Here is an 18,447-nt window from a genome sequence, read left to right as displayed (position 1 = left end):
AATGGTTTCACGGAAGGTGTCAACAACAAGATTAAAGTGATCAAACGAAATGCCTATGGGATAAGAAATTTCACAAGGTTCAGAAACAGGATACTTCATGTTATGGCTTAGCTCTTATATTCAAAATTGGCAGATGACCAAAATTGATCATCTGCCAACAAAGCATAAGCTACTTCATTTTACTAGTTCCACCCCAACAATTGACGTAGAACCAGTTTTTGTACTGAAGCGGTGTTTTTTTTATTTACACAGTGCAATAAAGTCTTTTGCACTCTCCGTTAAAAACTTATTTTGATGGTAAATGACAGAAAAACTTCTTTGAAAACGTATCCCATCTATATGAAACTGACTGATTTCTTTACGGTTAAGAGAGTCCTTTACCAATAAATAAGGCAACACAGAAATACCTAAATTTGCCTGCACTGCTCTTATTATTGCCTGAGTACTTGTACTCTCCCAAGCAGGTAGAATTTTTATTCCGAGCGAGGTCATAGTACTGTCAAAAATTTCACGTCCAGCGCTTCCTGATTCTCTTAAAATGAAACTTTCATTTTGAAGCTTTGAAATCTCAACATTTTTTTGATTAGCAAAGGGATGCGCGTTCCCGCAGACCATTACCAATTCATCATCCCGAAACTTATGCTCCGCAATATAAGGGCTATATACAATACCCTCTATCAGCCCAATATCAATCTGATTGGATAAAATATATTGTTGGATTTTTTCTGAGTTATCTATGATTACCTTAACATCCATTTGAGGATGAATTTTCTTAAACCGGGTTATGTAGCCTGGTAATAAATAGTTTCCGATGGTAATACTTGCTCCAATACGGATGATTCCCGTTGCATCAAAGTTTTTGATTTCCCTTTCCATCTCCTCAAAAAGTCCTACAATATGTGTTGCATATTGAAGAAACTTCTTTCCAGCTTCTGTGATATAGAGTCTCTTTGCAATGCGATCAAATAGTTTTATCCCATAATAATCTTCAAGCTCTGATATTGCAAGACTTATAGAAGGCTGCGCAATATGCAGCTTTTCTCCGGCTGCAGTTGTACTACCGGTTTCGCATACAGTAACAAATATTTTGAGATGCCTTAATGTCATTGACGCCTCCTAATTATAACAAAAACATTATGAACTTTATATAATAATACTATTTTATTTATAATCTATCAAGTTCTATAATAAACTAAAAGGAGGTCAATGACTTGAAAAACCAAAAACACGTTTACAGAAGATTGTTTGCGTCTACCTTCTACTTAAGCGCTTTTACCTTTGGTGGAGGATACGTCATTATACCATTAATGAAAAAGAAATTTGTAGATGATTTGCAATGGATTGAGGAGGAAGAAATGCTGAACTTAACAGCAATTGCACAATCCTCACCCGGAGCAGTTGCAGTCAATGCAGCGATACTGCTGGGGTATCGTGTTGCTGGAATATCAGGTGCCCTGGTAACGATTCTGGGTACAATATTACCACCTTTTATAACTCTTTCTATTATCTCAATTTTTTACACTGCATTTCGCGATAACACTGTAGTAAATGCGGTTCTAAAAGGAATGCAAGCCGGTGTTGCCGCTGTTATTGCAGATGTGGTTATGAGTCTCGGCAGTAATGTCTTTAAACAAAAGGACATAGTATCTGTGATTGTTATGGTTGGTGCGTTTATTTCCACATTTTTCTTTGGAATTAATGTTATGTATATTATTTTAGTGTGTGGGTGTATCGGAGCGGTAAAGATTCTGATTCAAATGAAAAAAGTACAAAAGGACGGTGATCCACAATGATACTATTAAAACTTTTTTGGAGTTTCTTTCAAATCGGCATGTTTAGCATTGGTGGTGGCATGGCTGCAATGCCGCTGATTCAAAATCAAGTAGTTAATTTGCACCATTGGTTGACATTAACGGAATTTACCGACCTCATTACTATTGCGGAAATGACACCCGGACCCATTGCCATCAATTCAGCCACATTTGTGGGAATTAGGATTGCCGGCATTCCAGGAGCGATTGTTGCGACTATTGGATGTATCTTCCCATCCTGTGTCATTGTTTCACTCCTGGCATGGATTTACTTTAAATTCAAAGAGTTGACCGTTGTACAAGGAATATTGTCTGGTCTAAGACCTACCATAGTAGCGCTGATTGCATCAGCAGGGTTGTCGATTTTTATACTGGTTGTATGGGGAGAAGATGGCTTTTCAACAAATCCTCTAACAATCAATTTGGTTTCTGTTTTATTATTTACTGTGGCTATTTTCATTTTACGGAAGTGGAAACCGAATCCTATTTATGTAATGCTCGGATCAGGCATTATCGGTGGAGCAATTGACTTGTTGATATAGGTAGAAAATGAAACTACGATTATATAAAGAATAGTTTATTGATGTTGGAAACTCTCCTAAAATGAATTGCTCCGACATAGGAATAATGCCGGAACAATTCAAGTATAGGAAATTATAATTCAAAGTCCTGTTTCATTCTCCACATTCATCGTGGTGCTCATGTTCATGGCAAACAGAACCAGTAGATTTAAGAGAACCCTGCAGGTATGCTTCTACTGCTGCTTTGGCATCACCTCTTGCCCCAACAATAACCTCAATGTTCCTTTCATTAAAAATGTCAACTGCACCTCCTCCCATACCACCACTGATGATGACATTTACTCCACGATCGGCAAGAAAATTAGGCAAGAATCCAGGTTTATGCCCGGGGTTAGCGATGGTTTCACTTTTAACAATTTTGTTGTTTTCGGTGTCAAAAATTATAAACCCTTCGCAATGTCCAAAGTGCTCAGTCACCATTCCGTTATCACTTGCTACAGCAATTTTAATCATAGTTGACCTCCTCTATTCTTTTACTCTGAATATATTCATCAAGTATCCTTGCAGCTTGCTCAACAAGTTCTGCGCAAGGCCGCTTTTTATAATAATTATCATTTCTGGTCTCGGGTATAGGTTTATCATGCTTAATTGAAATACCTAACAGTTCCCTGCATATGATTGATCCGTTTTCATTTTCAAATTGTTTTGCCAAATCTTGAACTAGCTCATAATGTTCTGCTTTCGCATTTTTGCTGGATGGATCTGTGTAACCATATTTCATGCCGACCACCATAAACATTCCTGTCACAGCACCACATACTTCCCGCAACCTACCCATACCTCCTCCGAAAGAAGATGCAATTTTTAATGCTGTTTCCGTGTCCAGCCCCGTTTCATCACAAAAAGCAGCAAAAACAGATTGAGAGCAATTGTAGCCTTTTTTAAACAATTTTCTTGCCAAATCTGAATGTGCACTCATTTATTATCTTCCTCAATGATTTCCTCCAATACTTTTGCCACCGGATCAAGCCGATCGCCGTCAAAAAGTTCTATCATACCCTTATCACAGGCGGCAGAAATTTTGGGGTTGACCGGAAGCTTAGCAAGCACTTTTAAATTATGCTTTTCGGCAATTTCGTCAATATGGCTGTCGCCGAAAATTTTGTGTTCCTTACCGCAATCCGGACATTTAAAATAGGACATATTTTCTACTAAACCAACGATAGGAATATTCATCATTTCAGCCATCCTGACTGCTTTTGATACAATCATGGATACAAGCTCCTGAGGCGAAGTTACAACAATGATCCCATCAACAGCAATGGATTGAAATACAGTAAGGGGAACATCGCCGGTGCCCGGTGGCATATCGATGAACATAAAATCCACATCGCTCCAGATAACATCTGACCAGAACTGCTTTACCATATTTCCGATCAGGGGTCCTCTCCACACAATTGGATCGGTATCATTCTCTAAAAGCAAATTAACAGACATGATATCAATACCTGTCTTACTTTTAACTGGGAATAAGCCAAATTCACTTCCTGTGGCTTTTTCCTTGATACCAAATGCCTTAGGAATAGAAGGCCCGGTTACATCAGCGTCCAGAACAGCGGTATGATAACCCATTCTATTCATGGTAACAGCTAGCATGGAAGTTACCAGTGACTTTCCAACCCCTCCTTTACCACTGACAACACCAATAACCTTTTTAATGCTGCTCATTTCATGTGGTTTCACGGAGAAATCATTTTTCTTCTCTTTTCTTTCTGCGCAGTCCTCCGAGCAACTGCTGCAGCTTTGGTTGCAATTTTCGCTCATAATATTAGCTCCTTCCTGTATATTTTTCATGCATGGTTGTTATGCTGTAATAACTTTAGTGTTCGGTAAACATAATAAGCAGTGCGAAAACAATTCCCAATATAAATGCTAGGGTAGAGTGCTTTTTCTCATAATCCCTTGCTTCAGGCAATAAATGCGATGCCGAAACGTATATTAAAACACCAGCAACAAATCCAAGCATATGTCCTAAAACATTGTTACTAAGATGTTGAACAATTGGATATGCTATAAAGGCACCGATAGGAGTTGTTAATGCTGCTGCAAGAAAAGCATAAATCCCAGCTTTCCTTGTGCTATATCCACCTTTAAGTAACATTGAAAAAGTTATAACGCCTTCGGCGAACTCATGAACAACCAACCCAACTCCAGTAAGAATTCCAACTACTGTGCTGATACTAAAAGTAACTGTGTATACAACGCCATCTATAAGTGAATGAATTAAGATACCTTCAATTGCAGTTATGCCAAAGGCCAGTTCTTTTTGCTTTGTTTTGTATTTGATGATCTCATTGCTGAAATACATAAATAAAAATCCTGCGAGCGCAGTAAATCCTGCGTAGGAGGTTTTTTGTATAGCTTGAGGTAAAGTCATTATCAGCGGGGAAGAGATAAGTATTCCCGCAGCAAAACACATACAATAGTCTTTAATTTTTTCTGCCCATTCGCGATTTTTATAAAGAGTCCAGATTCCCAAACTGTTTACTATCATTGCTCCCATTGCAAAAGCAGAAATAAAAATAAATGTATTAATATCTTTCACAGGCATTCATCTCCCTTGATTTGCACCACTATCAAATAATTCATATGTGTATTTCACTGCCTGCTGACAGATAATCGATGCTATCACCCATAATAGTTTTCAGCCTTTTATAAGGCTCCAGACCAGTGCAATGACATGTGTAAAACTTTGCTTTTGTATCCACCAGGTATTTACCAATTCTATCTATCATTTCATGGGCCTCGTTTCCGCCAGAACGGCTGGAAAGATGAAATCCACCTATCACATAGTTAGGCATACGTCTTTTTAAGTCATGGAAGTATTCAAGAATATTTACAATACCATTATGGGCGCAGCCTGTTACCAAAAGCGTCTTTCCTGCCTCCTCTATAATGAGGTTTTGTTCATGCGCAAAAGTATCCTGTACTATTTTGCCGTCTTGTTTCATAAGCAAACTGTCATTTGACTTTGGTAGAGGTTCCTTCCTGGTAATATTTGAGAACACTTGAACCCCCTTGCTGACAAAGAAACGGTCTGATGTAAATACAATTCGCCTGTTTTGCTTCAATTCTTCATCCAAACCAATATACTCCGGTTCATCATTCGAACGCAAAGCATAGTATTTTTCAAATGCCAGTCGGTGTAGGAATATCTCGGCTTTTGTGTTTTCACGCAAAAAAGCTCTTAGCCCGCCACCATGATCATAATGTCCATGCGAAATAATCAGATAATCAACCTCACAGATATCTACATTCAGTTTCTTTGCATTTTCAAGAAATAATTCACTAGCACCAACATCAAAAAGAATTTTGCGACTATTTGCTTCTATATAAAGGCTAAGTCCGTGTTCGCTGCCGAAGTTTTTGGATAGCGCTGTATTCTCAACTAATGTTTTGATAATCATGACCTCAGCCCACCACCTTCTTCAAACAGCAGCTCCATTGTCTTGCTAAAAACTACTTTCACTGCTGCACCTGAGGCACAGACTATATCAACAATTGTCTGCCCATTATTAATTGCTTTTACCGCGTCCGAATCAAAGGGTATTCTACCCATAAGGCTAATTCCCTGACCTTTACAGAAGTTTTCTATCTTTTCTGTGTTTTGCATATTTGTGTCAAACTTATTGATACATACCGCCGTCTTTACGCCAAATTTCGTCGCTGTATTTATAATCCGCTCCATGTCACTAATTCCGGATATGGATGGCTCGGCCACAATTAACACCATATCAACACCGCTCAAAGACGCTATAACCGGGCAGCCTATACCGGGAGATCCGTCAATAATGGCAAACTCCACATCAGCGGCTGCTGACTTCATTTGCTTCTTTACCTCGGTAACCAACATTCCGGAGGTTCCGCTGCCCATTTTTAGCTGCGCTGTAGAAAATACTTTTTCTCCTTCTGTATATAACAGCAGTTCACCAGCTACAGCAGGTTTTAAAGTCACAGCTTCAACAGGGCAAACAAGCTCGCAAACCCCGCAGCCTTCACAGGCAAAAGGATCTACCTTGTATTTTCCATCTGCTGAAATAGCGTCAAAACGGCAGTTTTGCCTGCATTGTCCGCACTCTATGCACAACTCTGTATCTATCTCGGCTTTCGGCAAGCCATAATAGTCTCTTTTCTTTGGCAAGGAGTTTTGCTTTGTTATAAGATGCAGGTTAGGTGCATCAACATCACAATCAGCATAAGCGCGAGCCTTAGATAGCTTGATAAACGCGCTTGCTATGGTTGTCTTTCCGGTACCACCCTTACCACTAAGAATCAGAAGTTGTTTCATGATGCACCTCCTTTTTCACGTCCTCCAGCAAAGAAGAAAAGATTGTACGATATTTTTCACTTTTCCTTACAGCAATTTCTGCATTTGAATTCAATGATCCAAGCTCATTATCAAAAGGTATTCGGCCTAAAATCCGAATGCCTTTTTCTATGCAAAATTTTTCCGACGGATTTTCACCGTCAAGACACTTGTTTAAAACCACTCCGAACGGCTTATTAAATAACTTGACCAGTTCATATACCATGTTAAGGTTATGAACTCCGAACAATGTAGGCTCAGCTACTAATATACAGTAGTCTGCATCCTTAATGCTTTCCATGACTATACAGGCACTTCCAGGAGGGCAGTCGATAAATATCGTCTTGCTTCTTTCATGTTCATTCTCATCAAGCAGCTTTTTTATTATGGGTATCCCTGAAGGTTCACCAGGATTCAATATCCCGGTATATACTGTCACCTGCTCTGAAGTACCTTTTTGCACTCTGCCGATAACCTTTTCTTTCTCTGTCAATGCCTTTTCAGGGCAAAGCAAGATACATCCACCGCAAGAGTGGCAAATATCTTCAAATACTATCAGTTTTTCTTTTATATAGGCAAGAGCATTAAACTTGCAAAATTCAACACACCTTCGGCATCCGCTGCATAGATTTCCATCCACCTTTGGAATTTTAACTGAAATTTCTTCTTCAATGATATCCTTGGGCTTAAAGAATAGATGTCCATTTGGTTCCTCAACATCACAGTCTATATAGGTTGATGTTTTGGCTACCGCAGCTAAATTAACCGACACTAGCGTTTTCCCCGTTCCCCCCTTGCCGCTTAGCACAGCTATTTTCATATTATTTGCCTCCATGTCCATGAAAACCAGCATGTATTTCATTCAGCAAAGGAAGCTTTCCAGCAATGAAGACATCGATATTATCCTTAGCTGAAGCAGTTGTCGTTTTATATATTTCGATTTCCGCAGATTTAAGTACGTCAGCAGCATTTTCACCTAATCGGGGAGTAAGCAAAATATTCACTTTATTATCTGCTATCATTTGTGCTGCCTTAATTCCTGCTCCGCCTGTACTTGCTGCGGCACTATTGTCAAGGAACACACTTTTCTGGGTATCGGTATCATAAATCAGAAAGTAAGGAGTGCGTCCAAAGGATACACATACATTCGACTCCAAACTTTTTTCATTTACCGGAATTGCTATTTTCATAAGAATCCTCCGTTCTATTAATATAATTATTGATCGCATTTCGTAATGCGCTAACGCCTAAATTAGAGCAATGAACCTTGTTCTCAGGAAGTCCATCTAAGGCATGTATGACATCTTCTTCTGAAATTTCCAATGCTTCATCCAGGGTTTTACCCTTAGCTAATACCGTCGTCATACTGGATGTTGCAATTGCCGCAGCACAACCAAACACAAGAAAGCTTATTTCACTTATACGATTGTCTTTTACTTTAATATAAATCGTAAGATAATCTCCGCATGTAGGATCACCGAAACTCCCCTCTGCATCGGCATCCGGCATACTATAAGCATTTTGAGGGCACATAAAATGTTCTATCACTTTGTCAGAATACATTATCAGTCACCTCTATCACTACCTGCAAAGCGCCAACCATGCCGGTGCCTGCGACAACCTCGTCCGCACCCATTTCCGAATCCTTCACATAGCCTGTATTCGCCACCTTCTATCAATAGTACCTTACCATTAACCAGAGACTCGGCAATCTTTTTTCTGGCTTCAGCGTAAATGCCTTGAACAGTAGTGCGTGCAACATCCATCTGCTTGGCGCATTCCTCTTGCGTAAAGCCTTCCAAATCAATAAGCCTTATGGCTTCATACTCATCAACTGTCATTCTGACAATATTCTCATCATCCACCTTTAAGTCAAGGGGACCAAACTTACTGTTTTCAGGCAAACAGCATACTTTTCTCCATTTCATTGGTCTCGGCATATTTTTAGTCACCTCGATTCTGATAGAAACAATCACTTTTATATTCCATTATATTTATGGTCATGCACCCCATCCCTTTAGCTAAAACGCGAACAAGGCAGGCTATCGCCTGCCTTTCGCATTACGACAGGACTAATCTTCTAACTCATCGAGGCGCTTTTTTACATCATCAAGCTGATTTTCAAGAAATTTAGCCTGCCTTTTCAGAAATTCTTTTTCATCTGCATCCGATGCAAAGTACGCCCCATTTGCATTTTGAGCACCAAAGCGTGCCCACCTTGGCAAACCGGTCGCATAAAACATTCGCCTAAAGCCTCGTCCCCGTCCGAATCCAAATCCGTAACCGATTGGATTTGCATAACCCGGAACGGCAAAACCTGCGCAAAATCCTGCACCTCGCCCTGTCATAGGACCCATTCCCATAGGCCCGGTTCCGTCTCCTCTTGGCATAATGTCACCCCCTTTCCTTATAATCTCTTACTTTTAATTTTGCTACGATTAGATAAGTGATAAGCTAGATAAAAACACCAGGGGATCATTCCAGCAAGCCAGAATGCACGCCTGTAACCTCGTCGTCCAAACCAAAATTCTCGTCTGTAACTTGCGTTCAAATAACCGGGCACTTTGGAACCTGCACAAAAACCTAACCTCCGTCCAGTTAATGGTCCCATTCCCAAAGGACCAGTTCTGTCACCTCTGGGCATAATAGTCCTCCTCATTTTTACAATCCATTAAATGAATTGATTATCCTTTCAACTGTTACTCAGCGTAAATGACATATGTCATTTACATCTTATATTATACCCCTATTCTGACATATGTCAATAACTATTTTAAAAAAATACGCCAATCAAGAATTTTTCTCGATTGGCGGCAATCATATTGAAATCCTATAGTTTCACTTCTATTTCCAGACCCGACTTAAACTCTACCATTAACCTGTCATCATATACAATTGCTTTTTCAACTAGTTTTCTAACCAGTTTATCATCAAACTCCGAAATATCACCCGTTTGCGTTTTAAGGAAGTCCGTCATTTCAGCAATCCGATCCCTCTTATCTTGGCGAAGAGCTTTTCTTGAAAGTGTTTCTTGCCTTAAGTCCCGTAAGCGGTAAATCTCGTTGACAATATTATCGTATGCTTCCTTTGAATTTGCCTTTTGGATTAACTCGGTTTGGAGTTCTTCCAGCCTTTTATCAATGTCTGCTGTAGTCTCATCCAAATCCACGCTTAATACGGTTTCAATATTCTTCTTCAGTATGGCCAGAAAAGAGTTTTTTCCGCTGACCGCTACATTGATAGCTTCTACAATCTTCTCTTTAAGAGTATCTTCAAGTATAGTGGAAGCGGTACAAAACAAACCGGTGTTTTCCAATCTGCTGACGCATCTCCATACGATTGATTTCTTTCCTCGGTTATTCCAATGAACCCTGCGGAATATTTCATGACACCGTTTGAAACTGCGATTTTTCGCGCGTGACCCCACGCCCGTTTCCGGGATGAAAAGCGGTAGAGATTTAGATCCCCCTACCCTATAAACTGCAGAAAATCTCAAAAGTTAAGCAGTTCTTTGAATTTCGTGAGATTTTTTGCATCTATTTTAAGCCGTTTTTCGGCATTGTTTTCAAACGAGGTATTTGCCCCTGTTAAAAAAGAAGTGAGTGTTTTTATTTACTTGTCAGTCAAACGAACAATTTGACAATTGACCGTCATTCTGTCCAATAAAGTCTGGCAAAGATGCTTATCCTCAGCTGCATCTATCCATGCTGACAGTTCACGATTGGTTATAAAAATAATGCTTCTGGTTTCATTAAGAAAGGTAACTGCCCGGTAGAAAACCTGCAGTTCTGCCCTGGTTGGTTCCACATAAAAGACATCATCAATAATAATTAAGTCACATTCCTGCATATAAGAAAAGATCGCTTCTGCTTTTGGATTTGTGGCTTTCTTTTCTGCCACTGCGATAAAATTATCAAAAGGCGCATAATAGGTTTTATGTCCATTGCTGATTGCAGTTTCTCCAAGCTGCGCTGCAAGACCGGTCTTACCCGTTCCGCATTTTCCCAGCAGGATTAAGTTTTGCTCTTCCTTAAGCCATGTCAGGTTGGATAACTGTTTAATCTGCCATTTTAAGCCCTTGTTTGAGTTCGATGCGTCAAATGCTTTGTTTGGAAGCTTACTTGCCTTCCTCAGCTTGGTGTATTTTTGCCTGACCCTAATCTCCAATTCTTTTTCTAACACCATCTTAAGATAGTCAAGGTTTGATAGTTTCTCATCATTCAAATCAATGTATCCCCTTGCGATATTCCAAAGGTTGAGCTTTTGGGCCAATTCACGGATTTCTGTTATATCAGCCATCGATTTCCCTCCTTATTTCTTTACTCCTCGCCAAATGGTTAAAATACTGCTGATTCGGCAAAAACTTCTTAGCTATATGCTCTCCGTACTGATACATGAGATAAGCCAAAAGCTCATAGGCACTGCAGCGTTCAGTATCAATGCAGTATTCTATTCCATCAAGCAATTGTCCAATTGTATAAAACTTTGTCATCCGGTATAATCGAATGCAATGTGTATTAAAATATTTCGGCTGTTGCTGCTCCATCCGGCGAATGAATTCCTGAGCTATTTCGTATTCTGCAAAATATTGTTTTATGATGGTTAAAGAAACCCTGTCTCTGCTGTAATTTTCTTCTGGTTTGAACAACTGCCCGGTATCTTCTGTGACTGGATATTTAGCCAATAAATCATTTGTTTCAGCGTCATAGAACAAAAACATTTCACCATCATCTTCAATGCGAATGCGTTTATGAGCATCCATCATACCTGTATTAATCTGATAACGGTTGCCTTTATAATTTACAACTCCATCCTTATCAAAGGAGGCAACAGTGCTTGATACTTCGGAATAAGGTTTGACATGGAACAGGTATTTTTGCTCTTCCATGAACATTTCACGCGGCACTTTTCTGGTCACAGTATGTATTCGCCCGTTGCCTTCCCTATCTAACCATGCTAGGGCAGCACTGTTAAGGCAATCAATTCCGGTGTATATCCTGCCCTCAAGAAAACTTTGCTTTATGTATCCAATCACCTCTTCAACCTTGCCTTTACTTTGAGGATCTCTTGGTCTACATAGCGAAATACTGTAACCTATACGCTTAACATATTCTTCAAATGTGGGTACGAATATGATATTCCCCAGATTTTCACTGACTACATAGACACGGTCAAGGTCATAAAGAATAGTCTGCGTTCTTCCTCCAAAATATTGGAATGCATAGTTATGAGCTTTAATGGCTGTTTTGGTTGTAAAGGGATCCGGTGAAAAATAAACAAATTTCATTCTGCTATAACTCAGAACCATGCAGAAGAAATATATTCGTACAATTCGCCCGTACATATCCTTAAGTTTGTATTGACCAAAATCCGCCTGCGCTTCATATCCCGGTGGAGAAATTTCACGGGGTGAGGTTTTACGTTTACTGGCATGCGGATACCCGTGCTGTTCCCTTAAGGCTTTCATATAGCGGTAGAATGTAGCTCGTTTAACTTGTAGATCAGGGGAGGCCTCCACCAATTTAATATAGATGTTTGTATCCCTCATTTGTGGACAAATTTTCAAATGTTCCAGTATGTACTGACGGTAGTTATCCATGTGGTACCTTTCCTTTTCAGCTTCCCTTACATAATCTTCTTCGCTCATAATCCAGTATTTACTGACAGAAGAATAGGTTATCCCCAGTGCTTTTGCGGTTTTTGTCTGAGCAAGTCCAAGTGCTTTGTACTCCTGGATTTTTCGGTATTGTTCAATGCCGATCATTTTGATTTCCTCCTTTGGTTTTGTTATAAAATCTATGCCTTTAGCAGTGCAATCATAGACATCAACTCCTTGTTAGGAGTCTATAAATTAAACATTATAAAATAAAAACACCCATTTGGGTGTTCTTGATAAAGTATGTCAATATTGTCATTAACTTTACAATTATTCTACTAACAGAAATTTATTTCTTATTTTTCTGTACTAAATAAACAATTTTTTCCAATTGGTACTATTGGATTACGTAATTGGTAGCTTAATATTCAACAATAAGCTATTCCGATTTCAATATTTTCGCTATCATACCATCGATGCAGTCGTCTTCATCAAGGCAAAACACATTCTTCGCTCTACGTTCCGGCTTGCCTTTTCCCCACCATTGACGCAAATCCTCGGAATGGGGTACCGGACATTATAAAAGAGTTCAGCACAATTTTCTTATCACCGCTTGAGGGCTGGAGGCGCGCTTCAAGTTCTTTAATAGTGGCATGGAACTCTATCTTGGGATCATCCCATTGCAAATACCGCAATCCTTTTGGGTCGATAAAGGAAATATATTGTACATCGGGCGTATCAATCCATAACACAAAGTCAGGATAAAAATTGCCTGCTTCGAAGAATCCCATTCCTACCTTGCTCTTGTTGCGGAGCAAGTATAGTTTTTTACCCTCGAAAATTGCAGCATTTGCATCTACATATGCCTTAAGTTTATCAACAAACCGTTTCTCGTCTTCATTCAGACTGACCGGTGATACAGTCAGTTTCAAACCACCCGCCGTAATTCCTTTCAAAATTACATCCGGGGGCATATTTCCCGCTGTTCTGTCCGAAAAAGTTGTAGCACCTGTGGATTAACGAAACCTTAAAGCTATAGTTTTCTTCTCCGAATACCATACCACCTACTTCTTCCATATTGTATCTGCGTCCGTTTATACCAATTAAATAAGCCTCCATGCTGTCTATTTTTTTCTGCACGGGCAACTTTTTAAACTGATAGAACTCTTCCTCAGTGATTTTATTGTTCATCATACTACACCACTCCATAATGTTTTTTTACCTTTGTCCAATACCTGCCTTCCAGTCCTGCAGTCGTCATCGCATATAACCGTCTTCGTAATTAATTTCCCTGTTTTCTTTTATCCCTCTTAACCATCTCCTTCATAACCGGGGTTTGTCATTAATCAAGACCTGCTTATCTCCCGTTTAATATATTTAATATAAACATATATCGACAAATATCGACCTGTTCTATATTATTTATTTTTAACTCAATATTCGGCCAATTTAATTAAAAAACCACCCTAATCCGGGTGGTTTGTAAACTTTGCAGTATTTTACTGTTTATATCAACACCGATATTGCATCTGAAATGGTTTTTTCAAAGGCCTCCCTACCATATTTATCAACCTCGGCCTTATCTTTCTCGCCATGCGTAAGGCAACCGGCACCGCCGATACACCCGCCTACGCAGGCCATTCCTTCAATGAAGTTCGCATCTGACATGTTTTTGCTTTTTTTCATCAGAGCAACTTTGCATTGTTCAATGCCGTCACAGACGCTTGATTTCAGTTTAAAGTCCGTAAAGCCGTGCTCTTTCAGCCCTTCAGCTATCGCATCGGTAAGACCTCCGCTGCGGGCAAAAATTCTGCCATAATACGACGCATTGTCCAGAACATCCTCAGGCAAAGTGGTAATGTCAATATCTTTGGAATCAAACAGCGCCTGTAATTCCTCAAAAGTTAAGACAACATCCACATAAGGTCTGACACTTTCTTTTTGAACTTCCGCCTTTTTGGCGGTACACGGGCCGATGAAAATCACTTTGCAGTTTTTCTCGCGTTCTTTCAAATACTTTGCAATAGTTGCCATAGGCGAAAGATTATGGGAAATGGACGGGGCCAGACCCGGGAAGTTCTTCTCCACATAACTGACAAACGCCGGACAGCAGGAGCTTATCAAAAATCCCTTCTCTACAAGTTCCCTGCTTTCGGAATAAGCCACCATGTCCGCTCCCAATGCCGCTTCAATAACAGTATAAAAGCCGAGTTCTTTTAACCCCGTAATCACCTGACCGAGTTTTGCGTAAGTAAACTGGCTGGAAATTGACGGAGCCACTACCGCATAAACTTTGTATTTCCTGTTGTTATCGCTTTTCTTTATAATATCAATCGCATCCAGAATATAAGACTTATCCATAATCGCGCCAAACGGGCACTGATACACGCACGCACCGCACGCAATGCACTTTTTGTTGTCAATGGCAGCGGTTTTGGCCTCGCTCATATGAATTGCCTTTATTTTACACGCATTCTCACAGGGACGGCGGAGGCTGATTATGGCGGAATAAGGGCAAACCCTCGAACATGCGCCGCATTCCCTGCATTTAGTCTTATCTATATGCGCCACATGATTCTGGTCAAAATAAATGGCGCCGAATTTGCAGGCATCCTCACAGCGGTGAGCAAGACATCCTCTGCAGGCGTTAGTGACTTCGTAGCCACCCATCGGGCATTCATCGCAGGCTATCTCAATGACTTCAATAACATTCGGATTATCCTTGTTGCCACCCATAGCCAGCTTTACGCGTTCCGCTACAATTGCACGCTCTTTATAAACACAACAGCGCATGGTCGGTGTCTTTCCGGGTATAATCATTTGCGGAATATCCATCAGGTTTTCAAGCAAAGTATCGTTCCATGCGAGCCGTGCCACTTCCTTCAAAACCTTGTATTTTAAATGCTGGACTTTTGTATCGAACTTCCGCATTTTTTCACCTTCTTAAAACCAACTGACTTTTCAGGCAATACCCGCTGTTTCACGCAGGCATACGAATTTAATCTTAATATCAAAAAATAATTTATGTCAAAATGTAATTTTCTCCTTCTTAAAAATAGCATACTTTTACACGCTTCCCCATTTGTCTCAAACACGCCGACAATTCTTCCACAAGGTTCATTTTTATGTTGAAGGTAATCGGCAAATCGGGATTTTGATGCGCCGGGTTGACGGCCCTTCCCACAAAAAAATTGATATCAGTTGCCTCCTCAAACAACATCCGGCAAATCATAGAAGCGCCGTCACGTTTAAATGCCCAGTGTTCATACAGTTCGTTTTTTCCCAACGCATCTTTGGCATATTCAATCACCCTGCTCATGGTTATAACTCCTTCGGTAACCAAATCCACACCCTCTATTTCCGCAACAGGCGGAATGTCAGCGCTTTCAAAGTTAAGGCTTGTCTTTACTTCCTTACCAAGATATTTCGCCGCTATTGAAGCGGTTGTACCGCCACAGATAATATGCTTTCCTTCCTTGGAAAAAAACAGGGACATCATCCGGTCACAATCATCCCTGTTGCGCGGGGGGCCAAAAAGAACGTTCATAGGCTCACGTTTACGCACTTTCACCACGCACGCGGTCGCATCATCACCGGGACGTTTGCCGTACCGCTTATTACATTCATCCACCAGCATTGTGGCAAGGTTTTTCGCAGTGTGACCGGCAATATACACGGTTTTCATGAAATCCGCTATGTCTTCCCATTTCCACCCGAAATTGAAAGCACGCCCGATACCGGCATGAGGACAACCGTCACTCATCGCAACCATGCAGTCATTTTCCTGCAGCTTTATGACAGATTTCAGAATTTTCTTGTTGTCAATATTAAGTTCCTGTTTAGGATAGTGGAATATCTCACCGTTCCGGATAAAAATGACATCAGGATTATCATATTGAATTATCTCCACCGTCTCATTCTCAATAAGATGTAAAATAGTAAAGGTGGAATAAGCAACCCCTCTGACGGAACAAATCGGTAAAGTGGCGGCAATTGTGGAAACACATTCTTCAAGGCTGAGACCCTCTGCCAGCATGGTAGATATAATCCTCGATGTAAGCGTGGAAAGAATGCATGCTTTCACCCCGCTGCCAAGCCCGTCGGCAAGCACTATTACCGTTGAGTTCTCGCCATGCTCGATTACATCAACGTGATCGCCGCAAAGCTGCTCGCCCTCGTGGTTGATACTTTTATAACCGATATCAACACACAGGTTATTCATTAGTGATCGACTCCTTCAGCTTTGTAAGTGCAATCTTGGTCTCTGCCACAGTCTCACCCAGTAAAGACGCAATTTCCTGCACAATCCGCATTTGCTTATCCACCACTTTGTCCGCGATTTCTATCGTCTGATGGGTGATACTTTCCTTCCTTGCCCGCTGGTTTTCTTCCTCGGTGACATCACGAAGAATGCAAAGAATTTGCCGGTATTCTTTATCATAGATAATGGTTTTTTCCACATATTTTTTGTACTCTGCCAAATATTCGCGCTTGTCACGAATACCGGTTCCTTCCGTAAGCACCGTCAAAAAGTCACCGGGGTCCAGCACCCGCACGATTTGATCGCCCAGAATATCCGAAGCTCTGCGCAGATTTAATATTTTCAGCGCCGCATTGTTTATTTGCTGAACTTCAAGCTTTTCATTCAGCACAATAAGCCCATTGGGAATATTCCTTGCAATCGTATCCGAAAAATTCTCCGCCTTTTCTTTCAAAAAAGGCAGACACATGGAAATTTCAGCCTTTCCCTGGCAAATGGCTATGGCTTTTTCCCTGCAGGTGTTGTAACCGCACGAACCGCAATTCAGTTCGTCAGACGGCTTCATTTTTCCCATTTGACGCAGTGTATCCAGAATTTCTTCTTCGGTGGGCTCCCTGAGCCTCTGTTCTATTATTTCAAAATCCTTACGGATTTCCGCCCGGGAAGGCTGCTCCACCAAAAAATCCTTTTTCCCTGCATATCTTGAGATAACGGCAAAATCCCTCACCGGTGAACGGTGATGTTTTTCCATAACCGGTCCGCCTATACAACTGCCGGCGCATGCAGACATCTCAATAAAGCAATGGTGAAGATTGCCCTTTTCAATATCCCTGAGAGCGGCAATACAGTTTTCGGCCCCGTCAATGGACATGTAAACATATTTAGGATTTTTCTTATCCATGGTTTTGAGAATACCGCCGGTTGTCGGAAAAAATCTTGCCCGGCTGTTTTCATTCGAATCGGTTTTCTTTTCCAGTGTAATATTTTCGGCTTTCAGCCATGCCGTCAGTTCGTCAAATGTCAGTACGGCGTCCACAATGCCCTTGTATTGCTGCGCCTCATCCTTTTTCGCAACGCATGGGCCGATAAAAACCGTTTTGGCATTCGGAATACGCTTTTTAATATCTTTACAGTGCACCTGCATCGGAGACATTATATCGGCAAGGTAAGGCAAGCAACGGGGAAAATGTTTCTGAATCAGCAAATTTACCGAATGACAGCAGGAAGTTATGATAATATCCCGTTCCTCATCTTTTACCAAACGTTCATATTCCCTTTTTACGATGGTTGCTCCGATAGCGGTTTCCTCCACATCATAAAATCCAAGCTTTTTAATGGCTTCACGCATGGCTTCAATACCCACTTCATAATTTGCGACAAAGGACGGGGCAAGACTCACCACAACAGGAGCACCGCTCTGTAACAGCACTTTGACCTTTTCGGTTTCATCCACAATTTGTTTCGCGTTCTGCGGGCATACAACAAAACACTGCCCGCACATAATGCATTCATCCCCGATAATATACGCCTGATTTCCCGAAAAGCGGATAGATTTTACAGGGCAGTGGCGAATGCATTTGTAACAGTTTTTGCAGTTAGATTTTTTCAGCGTCAGACATTCCATTCCCCAGACCCTTTCTTTCCGCTTCTATAGGTTTTAACACCTCTTCAGTAAAAAAATCCTTAAAATTTTCGGTCGTAATACCTGTATAAACCTCGTCATTCACCGTAACCGTTACACCTATACGATTACACTTGCCGGTGCAAAAGCTGCCGGCAAGTGTAATGTCATCTTCCAACTTATGTTCCGCTATGGCCGTCTGAAACAGTTCAACAATTCGTTCGGCTCCCTTCAGATAGCAGGAAGATCCAACACAAATCTGAACAATCAT

At 40.7% G+C, this 18,447-nt stretch carries 25 protein-coding genes; 3 read left to right on the top strand and 22 right to left on the bottom strand.

The window, feature by feature from the left end; genetic code table 11:
- Window positions 1–111 (top strand): transposase (locus tag F3H12_RS09785; protein WP_149677403.1); only part of this gene is annotated, 111 nt, incomplete at its 5' end.
- Window positions 112–240: 129 nt separating this feature from the next.
- Here F3H12_RS09785 and F3H12_RS09780 read toward each other — a convergent pair.
- Complete coding sequence (locus F3H12_RS09780; protein ID WP_065820947.1) at window positions 241–1,107, bottom strand: LysR family transcriptional regulator; 867 nt, start codon at window positions 1,105–1,107, stop codon at window positions 241–243.
- A gap of 104 nt (window positions 1,108–1,211) precedes the next feature.
- On the opposite strand from F3H12_RS09780, the gene F3H12_RS09775 reads away from it, so the two are divergent.
- Together F3H12_RS09775 and F3H12_RS09770 are read left to right on the top strand one after the other, a co-directional pair.
- A complete protein-coding gene (locus F3H12_RS09775; RefSeq protein ID WP_065820948.1) occupies window positions 1,212–1,793 on the top strand; it encodes a chromate transporter in 582 nt (193 codons plus the stop codon).
- Window positions 1,790–2,353, top strand: coding sequence for a chromate transporter (locus tag F3H12_RS09770; RefSeq protein WP_149679141.1), 564 nt, complete (start codon window positions 1,790–1,792; stop codon window positions 2,351–2,353). Before F3H12_RS09775 ends, F3H12_RS09770 begins: the two co-directional genes overlap by 4 nt.
- A 132-nt stretch (window positions 2,354–2,485) precedes the next feature.
- Here the strand turns inward: F3H12_RS09770 and F3H12_RS09765 are convergent, their stop codons facing one another.
- The 21 genes from F3H12_RS09765 to F3H12_RS09670 all read right to left on the bottom strand — a co-directional run bounded on the left by F3H12_RS09765 (window position 2,486) and on the right by F3H12_RS09670 (window position 18,447).
- Window positions 2,486–2,845 carry a NifB/NifX family molybdenum-iron cluster-binding protein gene (locus tag F3H12_RS09765; protein WP_118475431.1) on the bottom strand — a complete coding sequence of 120 codons (360 nt, stop codon included), beginning with the start codon at window positions 2,843–2,845 and terminating at the stop codon, window positions 2,486–2,488.
- A complete protein-coding gene (locus F3H12_RS09760; RefSeq protein ID WP_149679140.1) occupies window positions 2,838–3,311 on the bottom strand; it encodes a C-GCAxxG-C-C family protein in 474 nt (157 codons plus the stop codon). The genes F3H12_RS09765 and F3H12_RS09760 overlap by 8 nt, the downstream gene beginning before the upstream one ends.
- Window positions 3,308–4,156, bottom strand: coding sequence for an Mrp/NBP35 family ATP-binding protein (locus F3H12_RS09755; RefSeq protein ID WP_149679139.1), 849 nt, complete (start codon window positions 4,154–4,156; stop codon window positions 3,308–3,310). The genes F3H12_RS09760 and F3H12_RS09755 overlap by 4 nt, the downstream gene beginning before the upstream one ends.
- A gap of 55 nt (window positions 4,157–4,211) precedes the next feature.
- Entirely contained in the window at window positions 4,212–4,937 is a 726-nt protein-coding gene (locus tag F3H12_RS09750) for a ZIP family metal transporter (protein WP_199179145.1), read from the bottom strand.
- A 40-nt stretch (window positions 4,938–4,977) separates the two neighbouring features.
- Window positions 4,978–5,799: an MBL fold metallo-hydrolase gene (locus F3H12_RS09745; RefSeq protein ID WP_074365487.1), complete on the bottom strand. Its 822-nt coding sequence runs from the start codon at window positions 5,797–5,799 to the stop codon at window positions 4,978–4,980.
- Window positions 5,796–6,680, bottom strand: coding sequence for an ATP-binding protein (locus F3H12_RS09740; protein ID WP_065820953.1), 885 nt, complete (start codon window positions 6,678–6,680; stop codon window positions 5,796–5,798). Before F3H12_RS09740 ends, F3H12_RS09745 begins: the two co-directional genes overlap by 4 nt.
- Entirely contained in the window at window positions 6,658–7,518 is an 861-nt protein-coding gene (locus F3H12_RS09735) for a nucleotide-binding protein (protein ID WP_065820954.1), read from the bottom strand. Before F3H12_RS09735 ends, F3H12_RS09740 begins: the two co-directional genes overlap by 23 nt.
- A 1-nt stretch (window position 7,519) precedes the next feature.
- The gene (locus tag F3H12_RS09730; RefSeq protein WP_065820955.1) at window positions 7,520–7,888 is read right to left on the bottom strand and encodes a NifB/NifX family molybdenum-iron cluster-binding protein; all 369 of its coding nucleotides are present in this window, start codon (window positions 7,886–7,888) and stop codon (window positions 7,520–7,522) included.
- Window positions 7,863–8,261 carry an iron-sulfur cluster assembly scaffold protein gene (locus F3H12_RS09725; protein ID WP_065820956.1) on the bottom strand — a complete coding sequence of 133 codons (399 nt, stop codon included), beginning with the start codon at window positions 8,259–8,261 and terminating at the stop codon, window positions 7,863–7,865. Before F3H12_RS09725 ends, F3H12_RS09730 begins: the two co-directional genes overlap by 26 nt.
- A 2-nt stretch (window positions 8,262–8,263) precedes the next feature.
- Window positions 8,264–8,638 carry a DUF134 domain-containing protein gene (locus F3H12_RS09720; RefSeq protein WP_065820957.1) on the bottom strand — a complete coding sequence of 125 codons (375 nt, stop codon included), beginning with the start codon at window positions 8,636–8,638 and terminating at the stop codon, window positions 8,264–8,266.
- Between the two features lie 132 nt (window positions 8,639–8,770).
- On the bottom strand, window positions 8,771–9,088 hold the full coding sequence (locus F3H12_RS09715) for a DUF5320 domain-containing protein (protein ID WP_132029533.1): 318 nt from the start codon (window positions 9,086–9,088) through the stop codon (window positions 8,771–8,773).
- A 17-nt stretch (window positions 9,089–9,105) separates the two neighbouring features.
- Window positions 9,106–9,342 carry a DUF5320 domain-containing protein gene (locus F3H12_RS13660; protein WP_065820959.1) on the bottom strand — a complete coding sequence of 79 codons (237 nt, stop codon included), beginning with the start codon at window positions 9,340–9,342 and terminating at the stop codon, window positions 9,106–9,108.
- A gap of 186 nt (window positions 9,343–9,528) precedes the next feature.
- The gene (locus F3H12_RS09705) at window positions 9,529–10,014 is read right to left on the bottom strand and encodes a DNA recombinase (protein WP_149679138.1); all 486 of its coding nucleotides are present in this window, start codon (window positions 10,012–10,014) and stop codon (window positions 9,529–9,531) included.
- A gap of 296 nt (window positions 10,015–10,310) precedes the next feature.
- Window positions 10,311–10,997 carry an ATP-binding protein gene (locus F3H12_RS09700; RefSeq protein WP_012032690.1) on the bottom strand — a complete coding sequence of 229 codons (687 nt, stop codon included), beginning with the start codon at window positions 10,995–10,997 and terminating at the stop codon, window positions 10,311–10,313.
- Entirely contained in the window at window positions 10,990–12,462 is a 1,473-nt protein-coding gene (istA, locus tag F3H12_RS09695; protein WP_149679137.1) for an IS21 family transposase, read from the bottom strand. The genes F3H12_RS09700 and istA overlap by 8 nt, the downstream gene beginning before the upstream one ends.
- 347 nt (window positions 12,463–12,809) lie before the next feature.
- Complete coding sequence (locus F3H12_RS13505) at window positions 12,810–13,250, bottom strand: hypothetical protein (RefSeq protein ID WP_243133256.1); 441 nt, start codon at window positions 13,248–13,250, stop codon at window positions 12,810–12,812.
- Window positions 13,192–13,488 (bottom strand): hypothetical protein, encoded by a 297-nt coding sequence (locus F3H12_RS09690; protein ID WP_188118476.1) that lies wholly within the window; start codon window positions 13,486–13,488, stop codon window positions 13,192–13,194. Before F3H12_RS09690 ends, F3H12_RS13505 begins: the two co-directional genes overlap by 59 nt.
- Before the next feature lie 312 nt (window positions 13,489–13,800).
- A complete protein-coding gene (locus tag F3H12_RS09685) occupies window positions 13,801–15,225 on the bottom strand; it encodes a 4Fe-4S dicluster domain-containing protein (RefSeq protein ID WP_149679136.1) in 1,425 nt (474 codons plus the stop codon).
- A gap of 118 nt (window positions 15,226–15,343) precedes the next feature.
- Window positions 15,344–16,516 carry a SpoIIE family protein phosphatase gene (locus F3H12_RS09680; protein ID WP_015359536.1) on the bottom strand — a complete coding sequence of 391 codons (1,173 nt, stop codon included), beginning with the start codon at window positions 16,514–16,516 and terminating at the stop codon, window positions 15,344–15,346.
- The gene (locus F3H12_RS09675) at window positions 16,509–18,179 is read right to left on the bottom strand and encodes a [Fe-Fe] hydrogenase large subunit C-terminal domain-containing protein (protein WP_149679135.1); all 1,671 of its coding nucleotides are present in this window, start codon (window positions 18,177–18,179) and stop codon (window positions 16,509–16,511) included. The genes F3H12_RS09680 and F3H12_RS09675 overlap by 8 nt, the downstream gene beginning before the upstream one ends.
- Complete coding sequence (locus F3H12_RS09670; RefSeq protein WP_149679134.1) at window positions 18,151–18,447, bottom strand: (2Fe-2S) ferredoxin domain-containing protein; 297 nt, start codon at window positions 18,445–18,447, stop codon at window positions 18,151–18,153. The genes F3H12_RS09675 and F3H12_RS09670 overlap by 29 nt, the downstream gene beginning before the upstream one ends.

It is taken from the genome of Thermoclostridium caenicola, assembly GCF_900142095.1.
In the GTDB taxonomy this organism is placed as follows: Bacteria; Bacillota; Clostridia; order DSM-8532; family DSM-8532; genus Thermoclostridium_A; species Thermoclostridium_A caenicola.
Note: the sequence above shows the minus strand (reverse complement) of the source record. Positions and strands in the feature narration are given on the sequence as shown.